A 21,606-nucleotide genomic window follows, 5' to 3' on the forward strand; every position below is an offset into this window, starting at 1 on the left:
AATCGACGCTGTGGTAACACGGTCCGCTCGGCACACGATGACGTGCACATGAGGGCACGGACCGCGATCGTGGTCGTCACGTACAACAGCGCGCCCGTGCTGGGCGACTGCCTGCGCTCCCTGGCGCGCGGCGCCGATGGCGTCGAGCTCACCGACGTCGTCGTGGTCGACAACGCCTCCCGCGACGGCACGGTCGAGCTGGCCGAGACGTTCGCCGACCTTCCGATGAGGACGGTCCACATGGGCCGCAACGCCGGCTACGCCGCCGGCATCAACGCCGGGGTCAACGAACTGGATCTGGCCGAGCTGGACTCGATCCTGGTCATCAACCCCGACTGCCGGCTCACGCCCGGCGGCCTGGCCGTCCTGTCGGAGGTGCTGACAGTGCCTGGCCGAGGCATCGCGGTGCCGCGACTGGTCAATCCGGATGGTTCTCTGCAACCGTCGCTGCGGCGTTTACCCACTGTGCGTAGAGCGTTGGTGGAAGCGGTGATCGGCGGCACCCGGGCCGGGCGCATCGGCAAACTCGGCGAACTGGTCACGGATCCCCGTGAATACGAGCAGGCGGCGCCGGCGGCCTGGGCCACCGGGGCGGCGATGCTCATCTCGGTCGACGCCCTGTTGCAGACCGGGCCGTGGGACGAGTCCTTCCTGCTCTACAGCGAGGAGACCGAGTTCGCGCTGCGCGCGGCCGATCGCGGCTGGTCACTGTGGTACGAGCCGGCCGCGGTGGTCGAGCACATCGGCGGCGACTCGGACACCAACCCCATGCTGGCCGCGCTGCTGGCGGTGAACAAGGTGCGCCTGTTCCGCCGCCGCCGCGGAAACATGGCGGCCCTGGCCTACTACTTCGCTGTAGTGCTGGGAGAATCGGCACGGGCGATGGCCGGCCGGCAGACCTCACGGGCCTCGGTGGCGGCGCTGCTACGGCCGTCCCGCCGGATCCACACGTTGGCCGGCTGATGCGCTGGCTGCGGTTCGACGAGCTCGGCCCCCGCGAGCTCGACGCCTGGCACGCCATCCGGTCGGCCAATCCGGCGCTGGACAGTCCTTATTTCCACCCGGGTTTCGCCGCCGCCGTGCACGCGAGCGGCCGGACCGTGCACGTCGCCGTGGACACCGACGACGCCGGCCGTGTCCGGGCGTTGCTGCCCGGTCACCGTGCGGGATCGACGCTGCGGCCGGTCGGGTGGCCCGGGGCCGACTTCCAGGGGCCGATCGTGCGTCCCGGGGAGTCGTTCTCCCCCTTGACATTGCTCAGCGCCGGCGTGCGGTCCTTCGAGTTCGATCATCTGGTGGACGGCGTGGCCGAGTTCGAGCCGTGGATCCGGTCCCGCCGGGTCTCGCCGCACGTGGACGTCAGCGGCGGGCTGGACGGCTACCTCGGCCGGGCCTCGAAGTCGGGGCGGGACAACATATCCCAGGCCCGTCGGCGCGCGGCCAAGGCCGAGCGCGAGCTGGGGCCGGTCAAGTTCCAGGTCGACGTGGTCGACGAGGAACTGTTGGGCCAACTGGTGGAACTCAAGCGCGGGCAGTATCGGGCAACCGGCGCAAGGGACTTCTTCGCCGAGCCCGATCGGCTCAACCTCTTGCGCCGCTTGCTGCACACTAGGGACGAGGGCTTCGGCGGGCTGCTGTCCACACTGCACGCCGGCCCGAACTTGATCGCCGCTCACTTCGGCATCCGCTCGGATTCCGTTCTGCACTGGTGGTTTCCGGTGTACGCGCCCGAGCACGGCCGGCTCGCGCCGGGCTGGATGCTGTTGCGGGAGCTGGTCGTCGCGGCGCCCGCGCTGGGCATCGACCGGATCGATCTGGGCCGCGGCGACGACGAGTACAAGCGCCGGGCCAAAACCGGGGAAACCCAGGTGGGGCAAGGCATCGTCACCCGCAGCGGCGGCCGGCTGGCCCTGCGCCGGGTGGCCGACGGCATGGTCGCGGCGGCCAAATCCTCCCCGCTGGCACCGGGATTGCGCCGAGTGGCGCGAGGGTTGCGGAACCTCAGGAGGTAACGAGGCCGATGCCTTCCCCGATCAATGGGTGCGCGCAGGTCGAGCGCCATGGAGGCATCGCAGATGAAGATCAGCGTGTTCGGGCTCGGGTACGTCGGGTGCGTGTCGGCTGCTTGTCTTGCCGCACAGGGCCACCGCGTGGTCGGCGTGGACGTGAACCAGATCAAGGTGGACCTGATCGCCGCGGGCAAGGCCCCGGTGGTCGAGGAGCGCATCGGCGAGCTGACCGCGCAAGTCGTAGCCAGCGGGGCGTTGCGGGCCACCACCGACGTGGCCGACGCCGTCGCCGAGACCGACGTGTCGCTCATCTGCGTCGGCACTCCCTCGGCTCCCAACGGAAGCCTGTCCACGGTGTACCTGGAGCGGGTGTCGGAGGAGATCGGCGCGGCGCTGGCGGCCAAGGGCGGCCGGCACACCGTGGTCTTCCGCAGCACCATGCTGCCGGGCACCTGCCTGGACCTGCTGCTGCCGATCCTGGAGAAGTCCTCGGGGCTGACCGCGGGCGTGGACTTCGGCGTGGCGGTGAACCCGGAGTTCCTGCGTGAGGGCACCAGTGTCCGCGATTTCTTCGACCCGCCCAAGACGGTGATCGGCGAGTTCGACGCCGCCAGCGGGGACGTGGTGGCCGCGCTGTACGAGGGCCTGCCCGGCGAGGTGTTCCGGGTGCCGGTGCCGGTGGCCGAGATGACCAAGTACGCCGACAACGCCTTCCACGGCCTCAAGATCGCCTTCGCCAACGAGCTGGGCGCGGTGTCCCGGGCGCTGAACCTGGACTCGCACCGGGTGATGGACGTGTTCCTGGCCGACCGCAAGCTCAATGTGAGCCAGGCGTATCTGCGGCCCGGCTTCGCCTTCGGCGGCTCGTGCCTGCCGAAGGACCTGCGCGGCCTGGTGTACGCGGCCCGGCGGGCCGACGTGTCGGTGCCGCTGCTGTCGCACGTGCTGCCCTCCAACGAGGAACATCTCAAGCGGGCCTTCGAGTTCATCGCCGCCACCGGCCGAAGACGGGTGGGCCTGTTCGGCCTGTCGTTCAAGCCGGGCACCGACGACCTGCGCGAGAGCCCCCTGGTGGAGCTGGCCGAACGCCTGCTGGGCAAGGGTTACGACCTGCGCATCTACGACGCGAACGTGACCCTGTCGCGGCTGATGGGGGCCAACCGCGAGTACATCGAGGGCCGGCTGCCGCACCTGGGCGAGCTGCTGACCACCTCAGTCTCCGATGTCATGGCGCACGCCGACGTCTGTGTCATCGGCTGCCGGGACAACGCCGTCCTGGAGGCGCTTCGCCCCGAGAACGTCACCACCGCGGGTGAGCGCGTGATCGTCGACCTCGTCCGCCTCCCCGACGCCGAGCTGCGCCGGGAACGACCTGGATACGTGGGCCTTGGCTGGTAAAGCACTCATCCTCGTGGAGAACCTGTCCGTCCCGTTCGACCGCCGCGTGTGGCAGGAGAGCAAGGCGCTGCGCGACGCCGGCTGGGACGTGCACGTGATCTGTCCACAGGGGACGAAACAGGACCGGGAACCGTACGCCGAGATCGACGGGGTGAAGATCCACCGGTATCCGCTGAAGGCGGCCACCGGCGGACCCCGTGGCTACCTGTTCGAGTACGCCGCCGCGGTGTGGCACACCTTCCGGCTGGCCCGCGGGATCGGGCCGGTGGACGTGGTGCACGCCTGCAACCCGCCGGACCTGCTGTTCCTGGTGGCGCGCTTGCTCAAGCGCGGCGGCGCGAAGTTCGTCTTCGACCAGCACGACCTGGTGCCGGAGCTGTACCTGTCGCGGTTCCACCGCGGCGAGGACTTCCTGTACCGCGCGGTGTGCCGGCTGGAGCAGTCCACCTACCGCACCGCCGACGTGGTGATCTCCACCAACGAGAGCTACCGCCAGGTGGCGCTCAAGCGCGGCGGCATGGCCCCGGACAAGGTTTTTGTGGTCCGCAGCGCGCCGGCGGTGGAGCGGTTCCACGAGGTGGCGCCGGAGGAGGAGCTCAAGAAGGGCAAGCCGCACCTGCTGTGCTACCTGGGCGTGATGGGGCCGCAGGACGGTGTGGACTACGCCTTACGCTCGCTGGCCCGGATCCGGGACGAACTCGGACGCACGGACTGGCACGCGGTGTTCATGGGCGGCGGCGACACCTGGGAGCAGATGGTCGCGCTGGCCCACGAGCTGGGGCTGGACGACTGTGTCGAGTTCACCGGCCGGGTCAGCGACGCCGACCTGCTGCGCTACCTGTCGACCGCCGACGTCTGCCTGGCGCCCGACCCGCTCAACCCGCTCAACGACGTCTCCACCATGAACAAGATCATGGAATACATGGCCATGGCCAAGCCGATCGTGTCCTTCGACCTGGTCGAGGCGCGGGTGTCGGCCGACGAGGCGGCGGTCTACGCCGCGGCCAACGACGAGTCCGAGTTCGCCAAGCTGGTGGTCAAGCTGCTCGACGACCCGGCCGAGCGCAAGCGCATGGGCGAGCTGGGCCGGGCCCGGGTCGCCGGCCCGCTGTCGTGGGAGAACTCCCGCAAGGCTCTGCTGTCGGCCTATGCGGCGGCCCTGACGTGAGCGAGCTCGCGAGCGAACCGTCCACAACGGAGCGAACGCGACCACCCGGCGCCGGCGAGGTGCCACGGTGAATCAGCCCTTGGCGGCCGGGGCGGGCGTTCGCAAGCCCTCGGCCGACCTGGCCACCCGGGTGCCGTCGCTGACCGGCCTGCGCTGGGTGGCCGCGTTCCTGGTCTTCGGCTTCCACGTGCACGCCGAGAACATGTTCGCCGATCCGACCGTGCAGCACGTGCTGCTGATCGTGTTCGGGCAGGCGGCGGTCTGCGTCGACTTCTTCTTCGTTCTCTCCGGATTCGTGCTCACCTGGTCGGGCCGGCCGGGCACGCCGGCCCGCAAGGTGTGGCGGCGGCGGGCGGCCAAGGTCGTGCCCAATCACGTCGTCACCTGGCTGATCGCCCTGGGCGGCATGATCCTCACCGGCAAGAGCCTGTCCATCGCCGCCGGGGTGGTCGGGCTTTTCCTGCTCCAGTCCTGGGTTCCCGACCAGAGCATCTACTTCGCGGTGAACACGCCGTCGTGGTCGCTGTCCTGCGAGGCCGCCTTCTACTTCGCGTTCCCGCTGCTGTACTTCGGCATCAACAAGATCCGGGACCGCTTGCTGTGGCCGACGGCCGTCGCCCTGGTCGCGGTGGTGCTGCTGATTCCGGCGCTGGTGCTGCCGCTGCCGGTGCTGACGCAGTACTGGATCGTCTACATCTTCCCGGTCAGCCGGGCCGTCGAGTTCGCGCTGGGCATGGTGCTGGCCCGGATCGTGCGGGCCGACAAGTGGATCAACATCGGGCTGCTGCCGTCGATGGCGCTGTGCGTGTTCGCCTACTGGCTGTGCGCGTACCTGCCGGGCATGTTCGGGGCCACCGCCGGCGCGGTGATCCCGATCGCCCTGCTGGTGACCTCGGCCGCGGTCGCCGACGTCACCGGAAAGTGGTCGCCGTGGCGGCATCCGGTGTGCGTCTGGCTCGGCGACCTCACGTTCGCCTTCTACCTGCTGCACCAGATCGTGCTGAGATTCGCCGACAAGGCTTTTCACCTGGACGCGTTGCCCACGCCGAGCGCGGCGGGCTTGACTCTCCTGCTGCTGGCCGCCACCGTAGTGGCGGCCTGGCTGCTCTTCAACGTGGTGGAACAACCCATGATGCGACTACTCCGGGGCCGATGATGACCAGCGTCGTCATCCCCGCCCACAACGAGGAAGCCGTGCTCGGGCGCTGCCTGGGCACGCTGCTCGCGGACGCCGACGAGGACGAGTTCGACGTCGTCGTCGTGCCGAACGCGTGCACCGACAACACCGCCGAGGTGGCGCGGCAGTACGGCGTGCGGGTGCTGGAGACCCCGTACGGCGGCAAGGCGCACGCGCTGCGCCTGGGTGACGACGCCTGCCGCGACTTCCCCCGGGTGTACCTGGACGCCGACATCGAGCTGAGCACGCGGTCGGTGCGCGAGCTGGTGGCCGCGCTGGACAAGCCCGGGATTCTGGCCTGCGCGCCGGTGCCGCGGTGGGATCTGACCGGCGCCGGGCCGATCGCCAGGCGGGTGCACCGGGTGCACGACCGGCTGATCGCCCCCAGCCGCGTGCTGTCCGGGGTCGGCGTGTACGTGCTGTCCAAGGACGGGCACGCCAAGGCGTTCCCGTTGCCCGACATCATCTCCGACGACGGCTGGGTGCACCGGTCGTTCACCCCGCTGGAGCGGACCGTCGTGCCCTCGGCCGAGTCGGTGGTGCGGCCGGCCCGCACCGTCCGGGCCCACCTGCGCCGCCGGGTCCGGCTGCGCCAGGGCAACCGGCAGCTGGCCGCGATGGGCCGGCCCGCGCCCGAGGGGCAGCTGCGGCTGAGCGCCCTGGGCTCGCTGATCACCCGGCGCTCGGTGTCCGTTGTGGACGCCGCGTGTTATCTGACCGTGCTCGTGCTCGACCGGGTCCTCACGCGGGCCAAGGGCAGCGCCCCGGTGGGGTGGGCGTCCGACGAGAGCACCCGTTGATGGGAACCAGTCACTGATGCGTGTGGAACCGGCCGGCATCGACGGCGTTCTGCTCTTCCTGCCCACCCCGCACCGCGACGACCGGGGGCTGTTCACCCGGACGTTCGACGAGGCCATCGGGGAGAAGCACGGGGTGACCGGCTTCCTCCAGGACAGCCAGTCCCGGTCCCGGCAGGGCACGATCCGCGGCATGCACGGCCGCGGCGGGCGGGGCGAGGCCAAGCTGGTGCGGTGCGCCCGCGGCGCCGTGCACGACGTGCTGGTCGACGCCCGCCCCGACTCGCCCACCTTCGGGCGGGTCGAATCGTTCCGTTTGGACGATGAGACCTTCGCGACGCTCTATGTGCCACCGGGTCTGCTGCACGGCTTCCAGGCGCTGACCGAGCAGGCCGATGTGTGTTACCGAATCGACCGTGAACACGACCCCGCCGAGGACCTGGCCGTCCGCTACGACGACGCCGAGCTGGCCATCGCCTGGCCGCAGCCGGTGACCGTGGTCAGCGCGCGGGACGCCGGCGCCGGCTCGTGGGCCGCGCTGAAGTCCACTTTGGAGAGATCACCATGAGACGAACCACAGCCGCCGTGACCGTCGGGGCGGCGGCGATGCTGCTGACAGCGTGCACCGGATCGACACCCGTGGCCGATCCGGTGAGCACCATCCCGAGCACCACGACCACCGGCAGCACCACGGCTGCGTCCAGCACCACCAGCTCTCCCCCGTCGTCCACGACGACCACCAGCTCCAAGCCCGCCGGCTCCTCGGCCCCGCCGGCCGGCCGCTCCGGCGCCGGGCGCTGCCCCGCCTATCCCAACCCCTCCTGCACCGGTGTTCCGCCCGGCACCAAGCTCAAGGAGCTCGCCCCCAACGTGCCCGACGGCGACGGCTACCGCGTCACCGACAACGGGGCCGTGCTGGACGGGGTGCACATCGCCGGCAACCTGCTGATCACCGCGTACAACGTGACCGTGCGCAACAGCCAGATCGACGGCTGGGTCGACGACCAGTACGGGAATTCCTACTACTCGTACACGATCCTCGACTCCACCGTCGGCAAGCCGACCGGCTGCGACTCGCTGCCCGGCGTCGGCCAGGGCTCCTACACCGCGCGGGGCGTGCTGGTCCAGAACCACAGCCACGGCTTCCAGGCCGGCGGCAGCAACATCGCGATCCACGACTCGTACGCGCGCATCTGCTCCAACCCCGGCGATCACTCCGACGGCATCCAGAGCTACGGCGCCGGCGACAACATCGTGTTGGACCACAACACTTTGGACGAGCGCGGCGTCAAGGACATCACCGCGCCGATCTTCCTCACCGACCAGCGCAACAACGTCACCGTGACCGACAACCTGGTCGCCGGCGGCACCTATTCCATCCAGGTCAAGAACTTCGGCGGCGCCGTCGTGGTGACCGGCAACCGCATGGTCGCCAACTCCTGGGAGTACGCGCCGGTCGAGTCCGAGTGCTCGCGCATCCAGTGGTCCGACAACACCTTGGTGACCATCGACGCCAACTACGGCATCACCGGCACTGTCGGCCCGCTCCCCTGCGCCGGCTGATCCACCGCGCTCAGGCGACGGCCTCGGGGAGGGGGTCGCGCCGGCGACGGCGGCGGGCGGCGAAGCCGCGCAGCCAGGCCCAGCGGTAGCGGATCCAGTACAGCACGCCGAACTGGTCCTCGTGCGGGGCGAGCTGCTTGGCCGTCCGCAGCAGCGATCCGGCCGCGCCGATGAGCACGAACGTGAAGCCGGTGACGGTGGCGAAGCCGAGCAGGTCGAAGGTGGCGGAGCCGATGAGCGGGGCGACCAGGCAGGCGCAGATGGTCAGGGCCAGGTCGCGCGCGCCGGGGTCCTTGCTCAGGTAGCGGGCCCGCAGCGCGGAGTAGAAGGCGCACAGGAAGATGGCGATGAAGGCGGCCAGGCCGACGAAGCCGGTCGACACCGTGGTCAGGATGTACTCGTTGTCGAACACCTCGTGCTTGCCGGCGTACCAGGTGCCGGGCCCGTGCCCGAACAGCGGATGCAGGCTGATCTGCTTGGCCGCGACGGCAGAAGCGTAGGTGCGGTGCGAGATGCTGCTGTCGTTGCCCAGATTCGCGAACAGGTCGAACAGCGCGCCGAGCAGGCTGGGCACCGCGAGCTTGATGACACCGAGGAAAACCCCGCCGACGAGCAGGGTGTACCAGCGTCTCTTGGCCGGCCAGCCGATGAAGAGCACCACGGCGGCGCCGACGATGCTGAGCACGGCCGACCGCGAGACCGAGAACATCATGCCGGCGGCGATGATCCCGCAGCAGATCCACCAGCGCAGCGCCGGCTCGCCGCGTTGCTTGGCCTGGAAGGCGAAGTGCGCGGCCAGCGGCAGCAACATGGCGCACACCACGCCGAATTCGATGGGGTGGCCGGTGGTTCCGGCGACCCGGGCCAACGCGTCCCGGGTCTGCACGGCGCTGTCGTCGGACGTCGCACGCAGGCCCGGCAGCACCATGTACTTGGTGAGGTCGAGCTTGAGCAGGAACTGGAGGCAGCCGACCAACGCGATCCCGGTGCCGCACACGACACTGGTCTTGAGCACCCGGTCCAGCCGGAGCAGGCCGCGCACGCCGTCGTTCATCATCAATGCCACGGCGCAGTTGGCGGCGACCAGCACGATGGCGTGGTCGGACAGCTTCACCTCGTCCGCCGGCAATGGTCCGTAGTTGGCGTAGCCGTAGGAGAGCAGCACCGCGACCATGTAGACGAACAGGCTGGTGCGAACCGGGGTTCGGCCCTTGGCCATGCCCAGCGTCAGGGTCAGCTGGGCACACACCCAGCAGATGCCGGCGAAGAGCGCCGCCACGTTGCCGGGCGTCAGCGACAGCGGAATTCCCTTGAACACCAGCCGTGCCGGCACCAGCATCAGCACCGCGATGAAGACGCAGACCAGCGTGGCCCCGTCGGCCAGGGTCCGGTTCGCCTTGCCGGGCAGGAAGTCCGTCGACATGTCAGGCGCCGTTCGACGCCGACACGAGCGCCTTCTCGTTGGCCGCCCCGGCCTTGCGCCGGCGGGCCTGGTAGTAGCTCTCGAAGGCGTAGGCGGCGCAGAGCGCGGCCACCATGCCCATCGCCACGGCGACCGCGGCCGCCCTGGTCTTGTTGCCGCGCTGGGCGACCGGGGTGGTCGGCTGCACGGCGACGTCCACCGTGATGAACGTCTGCGGCGGGGCGTTGAGCACCTGCTGCCGGCCGGCCAGCTCCTGCTTGACCCGCTCCACGCAGCGTTTGGCGATGTCCTGCGCCGCTTGGGGATCGCGGCTGTCGCCCTCGACGAACACGAACGGCCCGGCGACGATCTGCTCCTGCTGGTTGGTGCTGCCGTTGGTCACCTTGTACGAGGGGTCCCCGGTCGGCGACGCGCCCAGGGCGGCGGCGACCTCCGGCGTGTTGAGCGCCTGGATCACGATGGCCGCCGCGTTGTTCAGGCCCTGGTCGAAGTTGAGCAGCGGGTTGGTGATGGTGCCCTTGTCGGTGGGCAGCGCCGGCAGGCTGCCCCCGGCCAGCGGCTGGTCCAGCACCAGCACCGAGGTCGAGGTGTAGGTGACCGGAACCGTCAGGTAGATCCCGCCGGCCGCCGCCACGGCCAGCAGGAAGGCCGGCACCGCGACGTACCAGCGTCGGCCGAGCACGAGCACGGTCTGCCAGAAGTCCATCCGGCTACACCGTCCCGTTGGCGTTGTCGTCGTTGAGGGTGCCGGAGAAGGCGTCGCCGCGGACGGTGAGGATCGCCTTGTCCTTGGCGCGCGCCATTCTCAGGGTCGGTGGGTCGAGGTCATCGGGAGAGCGGGTGAGCTCGGCCACCGTGTCGGGGGCGCGCAGCCGGCGGGACTCGCGCATCCGGTCAAGGGCGTACGCGCCGCCGAGTCCGAGCAGCAGGACCAGGGCCAGGGCCGCGCCGGTCAGCTGGAGCTTCAGCGTCATCTTGGTGACCGGGGTGGTCGGCGCGATCACGTCGACGATGGTCACGTAGGTGATCGGCGGGGCGTTGAGCGCCTTCTGCCGGTTGACCAACTCCTGCCGGAGCTTGTCCTGAGCCTTCTTCACGATGTCGCTGGCGGCCTGCGGGGTGGTGCTCTCGCCCTCGATGTAGACGAACGGCCCGGTCTGGCTGCTGCTGAGCAGGTCCGGGCTGCTCGACCCGTCGTTGATCAGCAGCGAGGTCGAGCTGTGCGGCCCCACGCCGAGCTCGTCGACCACGGTGGGCGTGGTGACGGCCTGGATCAGGATGCCAGCCGTGGTCTTGAGGCCGTCGTTGAAGTTCAGCAACGGGTTGGTCAGGCCGGTGGGCTTGCTCGGGTCCAGCGAGATCGTGCCGCCGCCGGCCGGGGTGGCCAGCACCATGAAGGCCCGTGACACATAGTGCGTGGGCACCAACAGAAAGGTGACGGCGGCGGCCAGCACGGCCAGCAGCACCACCGGCGGGCCCACGTAACGACGGCGCAGCAGGCCCCACATGGATTTCCAGAATTCCATAGGCCCTTGCCCCGTTTCGTGAGTGCCGGTCACGGCGACCGCGGCATCCGAGGAATCGCCGACCTGGGAAATGCTGTTACAGCGCTGGGCTGAACGGAGCAGTGTGGGTTGCTCCAAGGGTTCTCGTTACGTGAGCGGGGGCGCGCGCGATGTGAGGGGCATGGACTCACCTGCCCGCCCGCGGCTCGTCGGGCTGGACGGCATCCGGGGACTGGCGGCGCTGTTCGTGGTGCTGCACCACAGCTACCTGATGGCGTTTCCCGGTTTTCCGGTCCTGCACGCGCCCGCTTGGACGAGTTTCCTGCTGTATGGGCATTTCGCGGTGGTGGTGTTCATCGTGCTGTCCGGTTTCTCGCTGGCGGTCTCGCCCGCGCGCAACGGCTGGCGGCTGGACGGCAAGGCGAAGTTCGCGCGCAGGCGGGCCTGGCGGATCCTGCCGCCGTACTGGCCGGCGCTGCTGTTCAGCCTGGTGATCGCGTGGACGCTGGTCCCCCAGCCCGGCGAGGGTGTGCCGACCGGGAAGTCCGTTGTGGTGTACGGCCTGCTCTTGCAGGACGTGTTCGGCTCGCCCAGCCCCAACGGCGCGTTCTGGTCCATCGCCGTGGAGGCGCAGCTGTATTTCGTGTTCCCGCTCATGCTGCTCGCGCTGCGGCGCTTCGGCGCGGCGGTGATGCTCGGCGCGGCAACGGCGGTCGTGGTGCTGATCGGCGCGCTGGCGCCGCATGTGTCCGCTGTGGACGCTTTGATGCGGTTCACGCCCCAGTTCGCCGCCTTGTTCGCCGCCGGCGTGGTCGCGGCCGGAATCGTTCAGGCGAGCGAGAAGTGGCGGCGCGTGCACTGGCAGTGGTGGGCCTTCGCCGCCGCGGTGCCGGTTGTGGCGCTGATCGCCGTGATGGGCCCGGTCTGGACCACCAGCAACTTCCTCTGGGTCGACCTGGCCGCCGGCCCGGCCGTGGCGCTGCTGCTGGTCGCCGTGGCCACAAGGCAGCCGAAACCCTTGGTGCGCCTGCTCGACACCCGTCCGATGCGCAGCCTCGGCTCGTTCTCCTACAGCCTGTACCTCACGCATGCGCCGATCGTCGTCGTGGTCTACACGTTCGTGGTCGGCCCGCTGCTCGGCGCCGGCATGGTCGCCTTCGGCCTGATGCTGCTGATCTGCGTGCCGGTGACGGTCGCCTTCGCCCGCGGCTTCGCCGCGCTGTTCGAGATCCCCTTCGTCAAGCACCGCAGCTGGGCCGCCCTGAGGACGGCCCTGACCGCCAAGCCCGAACCGGTCCCGGTCGCCGACTAGCGGGGGACGAGGTCGCGGGCCAGCCGCACCAGCTTGCGGGCCCGCCTGGTGGCCACGATCCGTTGCCGCTTGGCATACATGCGGCCGATCTCCAGCATCGCCCTGCGGCGCTGGTCCTCGGACAGGCCGTCGACGGTCCGCACGTGGTCGACCATCTCCCGGCACTGCAAGGTGGTCGCGAAGTGCGCCTGCCACGACGGCACGTCCAGCCGCCGGGCCAGGATCGCCGGCGTCTCGTGCTTCCAGTTGCGCTTGGCCAGCACCTCCGGCACATGGCCCCAGGGCCCGGCCAGCGCCAGCTTGGTGGCGTACACCTCGTCCTCGCGCAGCATGTTGCGCCGCCCGATGCCGACCACGGATGCCCGGCGCACCATGCCGTACAGCGGATCGATGATCAGGTGGCTCTCGTTGAGCAGCCGCAGCATCTCGGTCAGCCGCACCACCGGATCGCCCGACCGCAGCGCGGTTCCGGTGTACGGGGCGGTCGCGGTGTGGCCGTCCGGGCCGGTGTAGTCGACCTGGCTGGTGACCAGGATCAGCCGCGGATCCTCGGCGAACACGTCGAGCCCGCGGGACACGCAGTCGGGGGCCAGCCAGTCATCGTCGCCGACCCAGCGGAAGAACTCGCCACGGGCCAGCCGCATCGCGCCGATGAAGTTGTTGAGCAGCCCCACGTTCACCGGGTTGCGGTGGTAGACGATCCGCGAGTCCTCGGCCGCCAGCGACCGGCACAGCTCCTCGGTGCCGTCGGTGGAGGCGTTGTCGCTGATCACCAGCTCCAGGTCGGCATGATCCTGGCCGAGCACCGAGCGCACCACCGGCTCGATCCGCTCGACCCCGTTGTAGGTCGGCAGCCCCACGGACACCAGCGGCATGGCAACTCCTCCAGTCAGCGGGCCCGGGCCAGCCGCGTGCGCAGCCGCCGGAACTGGTCGATCGGCACCACGGTCAGCACAAAAACCAGCAACCCGACCAATCCGGGCACGAACAGGTGCAGGAACACCCCGCCGTCGATCAGACGCACGGCGACCAGAGTCGCGCCGGTGCACAGCACCGCGCCGACCGCCGGCCGGATCAGGGCCGGCAACACCGGAAGCAGCGGCACGCCGGCCCGGTGCAACGCGCCAACGGCCAGCGGCAGCGCCACCACCAGGGCCACGATGCCGTGGGCGATTGCCGCGCCGCGGATGCCGTCCAGGTGCGTGCCGAACCACAGCGCCGGAATCAGCGCGATCGCCCAGCCGGCGTTGAGCACCACCGTCGAGCGGGTCGCGCCCAGCGAGGTCAGGATGTCGAACGACAGCGAGGTCAGCATGCGCACGACCATCAGAACCGTGAGGAACCGCAACACATACGCCGACGGCCCCCACTGGCCGCCGTACAGGAACACCACCATGTACGGGGCGAGCACCGCCATCAGCGCGGCCACCGGCAGGATCGCCGACACCAGCACCGGCACCGACTTGCGCACCCCGGCGGCCAGCGCCTCGGGTTCCTGCTCGGCCAGCCGGGAGAAACTGGGGATGGAGACGTAGCGCACGGCCGTGCCGACCAGGCCCGGCACCCAGTTGGAGACGTTGAACGCCAACAGGTAGTAGCCCAGCGCGGTCGCGCCGAGCACATTGCCGACGATCACGTAGTCGGCGTTGAGCAGCACCGACTCCACACCCAGGCTGGCCGCCAGCGGGATGCCGAACTTCAGCAGCTTGCGCGCGACCGCACGGTCGAAGCCCAACCGAGCCGGCAGGTTTCCCATGCGCCACACCAGGATCCCGGTGACGACGCAGCCGGCCACCTGTCCCCCGGCGAAGCTGTAGGCCCCGGCCCCGGCGAACGCCAGCGGAACCGCGACCACGAAGTTGGCCGCCATGCCGATCATCGTCGCCTTGGTCAGCCGGTCCTGCTCGAACCGCCGCATCAGCGCCGCGCTACGACAGGACGTGATGCCGTCGATGATGATGATCACGGTCAGCAGCCGCACCACCGGGGCCGCGTCCGGGGCGCCGGCCAGCGCGGCGAAGGCCGGCGCGCCGAAGAAGAAGACGGCGTAGACGACCGTGCTGAACGCGATGGCGATCGTGGTGCCGGTCGGCGCCATGTCCTCCAGCTTGCCGCGCCACTGCACGCCGGCCGCGATCACGCCGATGTCGTTGACGTGCATGACAAACGCCGTGGCCGCCAAGGCCACCGCGAACACGCCGAAGTCGGCCGGCGCCAGCAGCCGGGCCAGGATCAGGCCGATGGTGAAGGACCCCAGCTTGGTGCCCAGGTTGCCGACCAGGCTCCAGCGCAGGCCCCGCCCGGCCTTGCGACCGATCGCTCCGACCGGCGCGGCGGCCTCGCCACCTTCGGCGGGCGAATCCACGCCCGTCTGCCCGCCGATCGTGCCGACCGGCGCCGATTCCCCCTGCCCCGCCGGTAACTCAGACTCGCTCAAGCCAGATCTCCCGCCAGAACGGCACGAACTCGCGCGGGCAGCTGGCGTTGTACACCCCGGCGCAGACGATGTCCTCCAGGATGATGCACGGGCTCTTCATGGTCAGCAGCTCGCCGGTCTTCTCGTCCAGGCACTTGTCCACCCGGGCCTGCACCCGCGCGGTCTGGCCGCAGTAGCGGGCCATCTCGATCTCGAAGCCCATGCCCCGGTTGAGCATGTCCTCGTTGAGGGTGGCCAGGATCGCTTCCTTGCTCTTGACCCGCACCAGCTCGCCGGGTTGCAGGTTCAGGTGCGCGGTCGGCGTCTTCTTGCCGGGCTGGCCCTTGATGAAGCCCCAGCGCATGCCCTCCTTGAACCACAGCCGGCGCGGCAGCCTGCTGCGGCTGACGTCCTGTAGCCGGTTGAACAGGCCGACCAGGAAGGCCTTGAACGACTCCCAGGCGGTGACGTTGCCGGTCTTGACGTCGTCGACGTACTGGCCGAGGTCGCGGAAGGGCAGGCAGACCGGCGCGGCCCGGAGCAACTCGGTGGCCTGGCAGGAGAAACGCTCCCCGCCGTCCGGCCCGGGCTCCTTGTGGGTGTTGGCCACCAGCAGCGGCAGGTCGATCCGCCCGGTCGGCTCCGGCTGCGCCACCGCAGTTCCCGGCTCGACCTTCTTGAGCCAGGCCTGCTTCCAGTACATGGAGCACGCGGTCTGGCAGCCGCCGTGGGCCGAGCCGTCGCAGCGGGCCCCGGCCAGGTGCACCGAGTTCTCCATCTTGCGGATGCCGCTGCGGCTGATGGTGTCGCAGAGCTTGTGCGCGACCTTGTGCACGGTCATGCGCTGCCCGCAGAACCGGACCATCTCCGGCATGAACGGCAGGTTCTCCAGCTCGCCCCGGTCGTCGAGGGTGGCCAGGATCTCCTCGATGCTGCGCACCTCGACCAGATCGCCGACCCGTAAGCCGAGGGTGGGCGCGGTGGTCACGGACTGGGTCATCTTCGGTGTCACTCCTTCACCAGGCCGGCGCCGCGCAGGGCGTCGGCCGCGTCCGCGACCGTGGCGAACGGCAATCCGGATCGTTGCGCGACGTCCAGCAGGCTGTGCTCGCCGTCGGACAGGTTCAGCACCCACAACATCGCCAGTTGGGCCTGTTTCGTGTCACTGCGCCCGCCGAGCGAGTCGTACAGGCCGCGCCGGCCCAGCTGCGGCTCGCCGTATGGGCTCAGGTTGACGTAGCGGCGGTCGCGCTCCAGCACGGTCACCGCCGCCCACAGCGTCTCCAGGGTGTCGGCCATCGACTCCTCGGTGACGAAGTCCGGGTTGTCGCCGGAGGTGTGGTACTCGGGGTAGCCGGCGTACGGCGTGCGGGTGAGGCTGCCGACGCCGAGGTTGAAGCCCGGCGAGCAGTACTGGCGCTCGTCGTAGCCGTACGGCGAGAAGTCGAGAATCGTGTGCTCCCGCCCCGATTCCCGCAGCACGTGCTCGACCGCCCGGTCCATCGGCGCGTCGCCGCGGCGGCTTCGCTTGTACGTCACCGAACCCCGGTCGCCGGCGCAGGCGATGGTCAGCCCGCCGTGGATGCGGTCCACCCGCTCGAAGTTGCGGGCCAGCCAGGTGATCGCCCCGATCGTGCCCGGCGCGAAGATGAACCGGTAGGTATACCGGGGTTTCCCCGCCGCGAGCCGCTTGGCCAGCTCGACCGCCACCGCCACGCCGGCCATGTTGTCGTTGGCCAGCGAGGGATGGCAGATGTGGCACGAGATGATGATCTCGTCGGTGAGCTCGCCCGGGACCACGTGCTCGCCGTAGCTGAGGTGACCGTCCGCCAACGTGGAGTCGATGAGCACCTCGTAGTCGCCGTCCGGCAACGACTCCAGCACGTCGTGCCGCAGGCAGAAGCCCCACCGCTCGGCGTAGTAGCTGGTCCGGTACGGGATCAGCGTCGGCTGCTCCGGCAGCGTGTGCAGGTGCTCCCGCAGCTCGGCCAGCGGCATCGTCGCGTGGATCGGCGTGCTGTAGCCGACGATGTGCAGGTTGTGCTCCGCGAAGTCGATCACCTTGCGGCCACTGGGATCCTTCACCCAGGCGTCGCGGATGTTCCACTCCCGGGGCACGGTCCAGTCCAGCACCTCGGTCCCGGTCGGCACCTCGGAGACGGCCAGCTCGACCTGCTCGCCGATGATCTCCAACGTCCGGCGCAGGCCGTTGCCGGTGATGCTGCGGCACACCGGGAACAGCCGCTCCACCAGCTCCTTCACCGAATCGGCCGCATGTCCGGGCCGAGGGTGCCCGCCGAGGTCCGGTCCGACAGCCGGGCCAGCCGGGTGAAGCGCTGCTTGAAGTCGTGCTCGGTGAGCCCGAAGCGCTGGTACGCCTCGTAGAGCTCGACCGCGCCGTCCTTGACCGACCAGGCGGCGTGGAAGTCCGGCATGGCCGCCCGGATCCGGGCGAAGTCGACCCGGTAGGACCGCGGGTCGGCGCCGGCCTCGCCGGTGATCACCAGCTTGGAGCCGGGCACCGCCTCGATCACCTCGCCGGCGATCTCGGCCACGGTCAGGTTGTTCAGCTCGGCTCCGACGTTGAACGCCTTGTTGTGCACCGATTCCTTGGGCGCGACCAGGGCGCAGGCGAACGCGGCCGCGATGTCCTTGGCGTGCACCAGAGGCCGCCACGGGGTGCCGTCGGACAGCACCCGCACCTGGCCGGTCAGGTGCGCGTGCCCGACCAGGTTGTTCAGCACGATGTCCGCGCGCAGCCGGGGCGAGAAGCCGAAAGCGGTGGCATTGCGCAGATACACCGGCGTGAAGTCGTCGTCGGCCAGCTCGGCCACGTCGTCCTCGACCCGTACCTTGGACTCCGCGTACGGCGTCACCGGGCGCAGCGGAGCGTCCTCGTCGACCAGGCCGTCGCCGCCGGACGCGCCGTAGACCGAGCACGTCGAGGCGTACAGGTAGCGCTTGACGCCGGCGTCCTTGGCCAGGCGGGCCAGCGTGACCGAGGCGTGGTGGTTGATGTCGTAGGTCAGCTGCGGGGCCAGCGAACCCAGCGGGTCGTTGGACAGCGCGGCCAGGTGGATCACCGCGTCCACATCGGACAGGTGCTCGGCGGTGACGTCCCGGAGGTCCACCGCGATGCCGGCCGGGTCGGCCGGCTGGTCGCCGAGCACGCAGTCCGCGAACAGGCCGGAGTCCAGGCCCACCACCTCGTGCCCGGCCTCGGCCAGCACCGGGGCCATCACAGTGCCCAGGTAACCCTGGTGTCCGGTCAGCAGCACGCGCATCCGGGTCATCCTCCAGCCAGGTCGAGAGTCAACTTGTTGACGTGGAACGCTTCCGCGTACCGGGCCTTGCACTCGATGCCCCGGATCCGGGCCAGGCCGAAGAAGGCCTCGCGGTCGTACCAGGGACGTTCGCGCTGCGACGGGTAGTGCTCGTGCAGCAGCCGCACCTTCGCCTCGGCGATCTCGTCGGCCAGCGGCTGGTACACCGCCGGGCGGCCGAGGTCCCCGTCCCACTTGACGATCTCGTAGCCCAGGGCCAGGTGGTCGCGGAACACCTGCGGCACCAGCTCGGCCAGGCCGCGGTGATCCTGGTGCGCGTCACCGGTGTTCGGGGCGAAGATCAGGTCGGGGTCGGTGCGCGAGCGCAGTTCCTCCACCGCCGCCTTGGCTTCGTCCCAGTGCGCCGGCAGCCGGCCGTCGCGCAGCTTCGTCACCGTCACGCTCAGCCGCGCGCCGGGACAGAACGCGGCCAGGGCGGCGTGTTCCTCGTCCTCGCGCGGAGTTCCGCCGCCGCTCAGCACGAGCGCGTCCACCTGGATGCCGGGATTGGCCTGGCACAGGGTGAGCAGACTGCCGCCCGCCCCGATCGCGATGTCGTCGCAGTGGGCGGCGAGCAGGGCGACACGGCGCGGGCGCCCGGCCGAGAGTGCGATCATTCACGTTCCCACAGCGCCCAGGGCCGCTCGCCGCGCGAGTAGGCCTCGTCCAGTGCGACCCGTTCCTTCACCGTGTCGGTGGGCTTCCAGTAGCCGCGGTGCGGGTAGGCCATCAGCCGGCCCTGCTTGGCCAGCTGCACGCAGCCGTCGGCGACCAGGTCGCCGCCCTCCGGGATGTGGTCGAAAACATCCTGGCGCAGCACGAAATACCCGCCGTTGGACCACAGCGGCATCTCGTTGACCGGGGTGATGCCCGAGACCAGGCCGCCGGCCCCGAGCTCGACGCAGTGGAAGCTGCCCGGCGGCGGCACCACCATCATGGCCGCGCCCGCGTCGGAGTTCCGGAACCGCTCGATGATCTCCGGCAGCGGCGCGTCGGTCAGCACGTCGGCGTAGTTGGCCAGGAACATCTCGTCGCCGTCGAGGAAATCCCGCACCCGGCGCAGCCGCTCGCCGATGGCCGAGGAGATCCCGGTCTGCACGAACGAGATCTTCCAGTCCGAGATGTCGGTGGACAGCATTTCCACCTGGCCCCGCGACAGCACGAAGTCGTTGGAGGTGGTCTCCTGGTAGTTCAGGAAGAAGTCCTTGATGTGGTGGGCCCCGTAGCCCAGGCACAGGATGAACTCGGTGTGCCCGAAGTGGGCGTAGTAGCGCATCACGTGCCAGATCAGGGGTCTCGGCCCGACCAGCTGCATCGGCTTGGGCACGTCCGCGGAGGTGCCGGTGCGCATCCGCATGCCGTGCCCGCCGCAGAACAGGACGACCTTCACGACTTCACCTCGAGTTCGGGGATGGGGAAGACCAGGCTGCCGCCCCATTCGCGGACGTAGGCCAGCTGCTCGACCAGCTCGTCGCGCAGGTTCCAGGGCAGCACCAGCACGTAGTCGGGACGGTCCTCGGCGATCCGCTCGGGCGGCAGGATCGGGATCCGGGTGCCGGGCGTGAACCGGCCGTGCTTGTAGGGGTTGCGGTCCACCGTGTACGCCAGCAGGTCCGGCCGGATGCCGCAGTGGTTGAGCAGCGTGTTTCCCTTGCCCGGCGCGCCGTAGCCGACCACCGTCTTGCCCTCGGCGGCGGCTTTGGTCAAAAACGCCAGCAGATCCCGGCGGACCTTGGCCACCTGGGCCGCGAATTCGGTGTAGCCGGACAGTTCGTGCAGACCGGCCGCCTTCTCCCGGGCCAGCACGTCGTGCACCCGGGCGCTGGGCTCGCCGGCGGCCTCGGTCGGCCGCGCCCACAGGCGGATCGAGCCGCCGTGCGTGGGCAGCAGCTCCACGTCCACAACGGACAGTCCGCCGGTGGCCAGCGCCCGCTGGGCGGAAGCGACCGTGTAGTACTGGAAGTGCTCGTGGTAGATGGTGTCGTACTGGTTGAGCTCCATCAGGGTCAGCAGATGCTGCACCTCGATGGACACCCAGCCGTCGTCGGCGACCAGATTGCGCAGCCCCTTGGTGAACCCGATCACGTCGGGGATGTGCGCGTAGACGTTGTTGGCCACCACCAGGTTCGCCGGCCCGTGTTCGTCACGCACCTGCGCACCGCTGTCGGGCGTGAGGAACGCGGTCCGCGTCGGCACGCCCTTCTCCCGGGCGGCCTGCCCCACGTTGACCGAGGGTTCCACGCCCAGGCAGCGGATCCACCGCGCGACCATGTGCTGGAGCAGGTATCCGTCGTTGCTGGCCACCTCGACCACGAAGGAGTCGGAGTCCAGGCCGAGCCGCTCGACCGCGCCGTCCACGAACCGCTTGGCGTGCTCCACCCAGGACGTCGAGTACGAGGAGAAGTACGCGTACTCGGTGAAGGTGTCCTCGGGAGTGATCAGCGGCGGGATCTGGGCCAGCCAGCACTGGGTGCACACCCGCAGGTGCAGCGGGTAGGTCACCTCGGGCTCTGCCAGCTGCTCGGCGGTGAGGAAGCGTTCACACGGCGGCGTCGCGCCGAGGTCGACCACGCCTTCCAGGCTCGTCGAGCCACACAGCCGACAGACCGCCATCCGCCACGCTCCCCGCGAGATTTTCGCCAGCGCGACGCCCGATCGGCGTCGCCGTACCCTGATTCGCTTCGTGCACACCGGGTGTTACCGGGGCGCGGAAGCGGGGAACGGCCCGCCACGCCAACCACTAGCCCGTTCGGCGTAGCCCTTCAACACCTTCGTTGGAACCAACGAGCGCGGGTCGCGGCCGGATACGCGAAACGGGCGTCACACGGGGACCCCACTCGGTGTGGCGGAACCGGGTGGGGACCGCGCGTGACGCCCGCGCGAGATGAGTCTGGCTCAGGTCGGACGAGACCGGCCCCTAGATCAAACCCGCTCGAAGGGCGCAGGCCACCGCGTGCACGCGGTTGTGCACGTTGAAGCGCTTGGTCGCGCTGAGGATGATGCTCTTCACCATCCGGTCGGAGCAGGCCATGATGTCGGCGATCTCGGGCGTGTCGTGCCCGTCGGCCATCAGTTGCAGCACGGTCAGCTCGCGCGGGGCGAGCATCGCGCCGTCCGGGCCGGCGATCTCCCGGCGCAGGTTCTCGGCCTGCTCGGCCAGGCTCGGCGCCGAGACGCCGGTGGCCGCCTCCATCACCGCGCCGGCCAGCCGGCTGCTGGTCGCCGCGGACCGCGGCAGCAGGGCGACGACCCGACACCGGTGCAGCGACGGCGCCTGTTCGGGGTCGACGTTGTCGGTGGCCACCACGGTGGGCAGCGGGGCCGCCTGGGCGGCCTTGGTGAGCGCGCCGATGAAGTCGGCGTTGACCCGGTCGGTGACCGTGAGCGCCACGTCGGCGTCCGCCGGCAGCCGGCTGGGCACCACCAGCATGCCGGGCTGCGCCCTGATGTAACTGGCCAGGCCGACCGCGGAGATCGGATCTCCCGCCTGTACGAACACCCTCACCCGCGCCATG

General features: G+C 70.0%; 21 protein-coding genes. 9 read left to right on the top strand and 12 right to left on the bottom strand.

Annotated features, from left to right (window positions below; genetic code table 11):
* The first annotated feature begins 48 nt into the window (after positions 1 to 48).
* The 8 genes from ACIG5F_RS04995 to ACIG5F_RS05030 all read left to right on the top strand — a co-directional run bounded on the left by ACIG5F_RS04995 (position 49) and on the right by ACIG5F_RS05030 (position 8,112).
* Positions 49 to 963: a glycosyltransferase family 2 protein gene (locus ACIG5F_RS04995; protein WP_396516063.1), complete on the top strand. Its 915-nt coding sequence runs from the start codon at positions 49 to 51 to the stop codon at positions 961 to 963.
* Positions 963 to 2,012: a GNAT family N-acetyltransferase gene (locus ACIG5F_RS05000; RefSeq protein ID WP_396516064.1), complete on the top strand. Its 1,050-nt coding sequence runs from the start codon at positions 963 to 965 to the stop codon at positions 2,010 to 2,012. The genes ACIG5F_RS04995 and ACIG5F_RS05000 overlap by 1 nt, the downstream gene beginning before the upstream one ends.
* A 63-nt stretch (positions 2,013 to 2,075) precedes the next feature.
* A complete protein-coding gene (locus tag ACIG5F_RS05005; RefSeq protein WP_396516065.1) occupies positions 2,076 to 3,407 on the top strand; it encodes a nucleotide sugar dehydrogenase in 1,332 nt (443 codons plus the stop codon).
* Entirely contained in the window at positions 3,397 to 4,575 is a 1,179-nt protein-coding gene (locus ACIG5F_RS05010; protein ID WP_396516066.1) for a glycosyltransferase family 4 protein, read from the top strand. Before ACIG5F_RS05005 ends, ACIG5F_RS05010 begins: the two co-directional genes overlap by 11 nt.
* Before the next feature lie 67 nt (positions 4,576 to 4,642).
* Positions 4,643 to 5,731 (top strand): acyltransferase family protein, encoded by a 1,089-nt coding sequence (locus ACIG5F_RS05015; protein WP_396516067.1) that lies wholly within the window; start codon positions 4,643 to 4,645, stop codon positions 5,729 to 5,731.
* Positions 5,728 to 6,552 (top strand): glycosyltransferase, encoded by an 825-nt coding sequence (locus ACIG5F_RS05020; protein ID WP_396516068.1) that lies wholly within the window; start codon positions 5,728 to 5,730, stop codon positions 6,550 to 6,552. Before ACIG5F_RS05015 ends, ACIG5F_RS05020 begins: the two co-directional genes overlap by 4 nt.
* A gap of 16 nt (positions 6,553 to 6,568) precedes the next feature.
* Positions 6,569 to 7,117, top strand: coding sequence for a dTDP-4-dehydrorhamnose 3,5-epimerase family protein (locus tag ACIG5F_RS05025; protein WP_396516070.1), 549 nt, complete (start codon positions 6,569 to 6,571; stop codon positions 7,115 to 7,117).
* Complete coding sequence (locus ACIG5F_RS05030; RefSeq protein ID WP_396516071.1) at positions 7,114 to 8,112, top strand: hypothetical protein; 999 nt, start codon at positions 7,114 to 7,116, stop codon at positions 8,110 to 8,112. Before ACIG5F_RS05025 ends, ACIG5F_RS05030 begins: the two co-directional genes overlap by 4 nt.
* A 10-nt stretch (positions 8,113 to 8,122) precedes the next feature.
* Here the strand turns inward: ACIG5F_RS05030 and ACIG5F_RS05035 are convergent, their stop codons facing one another.
* Genes ACIG5F_RS05035 through ACIG5F_RS05045 form a run of 3 tightly spaced genes read right to left on the bottom strand, consistent with a single transcriptional unit; the run spans position 8,123 to position 11,061 of the window.
* Positions 8,123 to 9,535 carry an O-antigen ligase family protein gene (locus ACIG5F_RS05035; RefSeq protein ID WP_396516072.1) on the bottom strand — a complete coding sequence of 471 codons (1,413 nt, stop codon included), beginning with the start codon at positions 9,533 to 9,535 and terminating at the stop codon, positions 8,123 to 8,125.
* 1 nt (position 9,536) lies between these two features.
* A complete protein-coding gene (locus ACIG5F_RS05040) occupies positions 9,537 to 10,241 on the bottom strand; it encodes a hypothetical protein (protein WP_396516073.1) in 705 nt (234 codons plus the stop codon).
* Positions 10,242 to 10,245: 4 nt separating this feature from the next.
* The gene (locus tag ACIG5F_RS05045) at positions 10,246 to 11,061 is read right to left on the bottom strand and encodes a hypothetical protein (protein WP_396516074.1); all 816 of its coding nucleotides are present in this window, start codon (positions 11,059 to 11,061) and stop codon (positions 10,246 to 10,248) included.
* A 160-nt stretch (positions 11,062 to 11,221) separates the two neighbouring features.
* Here ACIG5F_RS05045 and ACIG5F_RS05050 point away from each other — a divergent pair, with 160 nt between their 5' ends.
* Positions 11,222 to 12,352, top strand: a complete 1,131-nt coding sequence (locus ACIG5F_RS05050) for an acyltransferase family protein (RefSeq protein ID WP_396516075.1) — start codon at positions 11,222 to 11,224, stop codon at positions 12,350 to 12,352.
* On the opposite strand, the gene ACIG5F_RS05055 is transcribed toward ACIG5F_RS05050, so the two are convergent.
* The 9 genes from ACIG5F_RS05055 to ACIG5F_RS05095 form a co-directional block, all read right to left on the bottom strand.
* The gene (locus ACIG5F_RS05055; protein ID WP_396516076.1) at positions 12,349 to 13,227 is read right to left on the bottom strand and encodes a glycosyltransferase family 2 protein; all 879 of its coding nucleotides are present in this window, start codon (positions 13,225 to 13,227) and stop codon (positions 12,349 to 12,351) included. The genes ACIG5F_RS05050 and ACIG5F_RS05055 overlap by 4 nt on opposite strands.
* A 14-nt stretch (positions 13,228 to 13,241) precedes the next feature.
* A complete protein-coding gene (locus ACIG5F_RS05060) occupies positions 13,242 to 14,789 on the bottom strand; it encodes an oligosaccharide flippase family protein (protein ID WP_396516077.1) in 1,548 nt (515 codons plus the stop codon).
* Entirely contained in the window at positions 14,776 to 15,768 is a 993-nt protein-coding gene (locus tag ACIG5F_RS05065; protein WP_396516078.1) for a hypothetical protein, read from the bottom strand. The genes ACIG5F_RS05060 and ACIG5F_RS05065 overlap by 14 nt, the downstream gene beginning before the upstream one ends.
* Before the next feature lie 8 nt (positions 15,769 to 15,776).
* Positions 15,777 to 17,030, bottom strand: a complete 1,254-nt coding sequence (locus ACIG5F_RS05070; RefSeq protein ID WP_396516079.1) for a DUF4910 domain-containing protein — start codon at positions 17,028 to 17,030, stop codon at positions 15,777 to 15,779.
* The gene (locus tag ACIG5F_RS05075) at positions 17,027 to 18,052 is read right to left on the bottom strand and encodes an NAD-dependent epimerase/dehydratase family protein (protein WP_396516080.1); all 1,026 of its coding nucleotides are present in this window, start codon (positions 18,050 to 18,052) and stop codon (positions 17,027 to 17,029) included. The genes ACIG5F_RS05070 and ACIG5F_RS05075 overlap by 4 nt, the downstream gene beginning before the upstream one ends.
* A 5-nt stretch (positions 18,053 to 18,057) precedes the next feature.
* The gene (locus ACIG5F_RS05080) at positions 18,058 to 18,708 is read right to left on the bottom strand and encodes a PIG-L deacetylase family protein (RefSeq protein ID WP_396516081.1); all 651 of its coding nucleotides are present in this window, start codon (positions 18,706 to 18,708) and stop codon (positions 18,058 to 18,060) included.
* Positions 18,705 to 19,481, bottom strand: a complete 777-nt coding sequence (locus ACIG5F_RS05085; protein WP_396516082.1) for a sugar phosphate nucleotidyltransferase — start codon at positions 19,479 to 19,481, stop codon at positions 18,705 to 18,707. The genes ACIG5F_RS05080 and ACIG5F_RS05085 overlap by 4 nt, the downstream gene beginning before the upstream one ends.
* Positions 19,478 to 20,704, bottom strand: coding sequence for a class I SAM-dependent methyltransferase (locus ACIG5F_RS05090; protein WP_396516083.1), 1,227 nt, complete (start codon positions 20,702 to 20,704; stop codon positions 19,478 to 19,480). The genes ACIG5F_RS05085 and ACIG5F_RS05090 overlap by 4 nt, the downstream gene beginning before the upstream one ends.
* A 304-nt stretch (positions 20,705 to 21,008) precedes the next feature.
* The gene (locus ACIG5F_RS05095; RefSeq protein ID WP_396516084.1) at positions 21,009 to 21,605 is read right to left on the bottom strand and encodes a response regulator transcription factor; all 597 of its coding nucleotides are present in this window, start codon (positions 21,603 to 21,605) and stop codon (positions 21,009 to 21,011) included.
* Position 21,606: the final 1 nt, after the last annotated feature.

Source organism: Kutzneria sp. NPDC052558 (assembly GCF_044547355.1).
In the GTDB taxonomy this organism is placed as follows: Bacteria; Actinomycetota; Actinomycetes; order Mycobacteriales; family Pseudonocardiaceae; genus Kutzneria.

Coding starts and splice junctions, on each gene's coding strand:
- ACIG5F_RS04995 (WP_396516063.1), top strand. CDS start 49: ATGAGGGCACGGACCGCGATCGTGGTCGTCACGTACAACAGCGCGCCC.
- ACIG5F_RS05000 (WP_396516064.1), top strand. CDS start 963: ATGCGCTGGCTGCGGTTCGACGAGCTCGGCCCCCGCGAGCTCGACGCC.
- ACIG5F_RS05005 (WP_396516065.1), top strand. CDS start 2,076: ATGAAGATCAGCGTGTTCGGGCTCGGGTACGTCGGGTGCGTGTCGGCT.
- ACIG5F_RS05020 (WP_396516068.1), top strand. CDS start 5,728: ATGATGACCAGCGTCGTCATCCCCGCCCACAACGAGGAAGCCGTGCTC.
- ACIG5F_RS05025 (WP_396516070.1), top strand. CDS start 6,569: ATGCGTGTGGAACCGGCCGGCATCGACGGCGTTCTGCTCTTCCTGCCC.
- ACIG5F_RS05030 (WP_396516071.1), top strand. CDS start 7,114: ATGAGACGAACCACAGCCGCCGTGACCGTCGGGGCGGCGGCGATGCTG.
- ACIG5F_RS05035 (WP_396516072.1), bottom strand. CDS start 9,535: ATGTCGACGGACTTCCTGCCCGGCAAGGCGAACCGGACCCTGGCCGAC.
- ACIG5F_RS05040 (WP_396516073.1), bottom strand. CDS start 10,241: ATGGACTTCTGGCAGACCGTGCTCGTGCTCGGCCGACGCTGGTACGTC.
- ACIG5F_RS05045 (WP_396516074.1), bottom strand. CDS start 11,061: ATGGAATTCTGGAAATCCATGTGGGGCCTGCTGCGCCGTCGTTACGTG.
- ACIG5F_RS05050 (WP_396516075.1), top strand. CDS start 11,222: ATGGACTCACCTGCCCGCCCGCGGCTCGTCGGGCTGGACGGCATCCGG.
- ACIG5F_RS05055 (WP_396516076.1), bottom strand. CDS start 13,227: ATGCCGCTGGTGTCCGTGGGGCTGCCGACCTACAACGGGGTCGAGCGG.
- ACIG5F_RS05065 (WP_396516078.1), bottom strand. CDS start 15,768: ATGACCCAGTCCGTGACCACCGCGCCCACCCTCGGCTTACGGGTCGGC.
- ACIG5F_RS05075 (WP_396516080.1), bottom strand. CDS start 18,052: ATGCGCGTGCTGCTGACCGGACACCAGGGTTACCTGGGCACTGTGATG.
- ACIG5F_RS05080 (WP_396516081.1), bottom strand. CDS start 18,708: ATGATCGCACTCTCGGCCGGGCGCCCGCGCCGTGTCGCCCTGCTCGCC.
- ACIG5F_RS05090 (WP_396516083.1), bottom strand. CDS start 20,704: ATGGCGGTCTGTCGGCTGTGTGGCTCGACGAGCCTGGAAGGCGTGGTC.
- ACIG5F_RS05095 (WP_396516084.1), bottom strand. CDS start 21,605: ATGGCGCGGGTGAGGGTGTTCGTACAGGCGGGAGATCCGATCTCCGCG.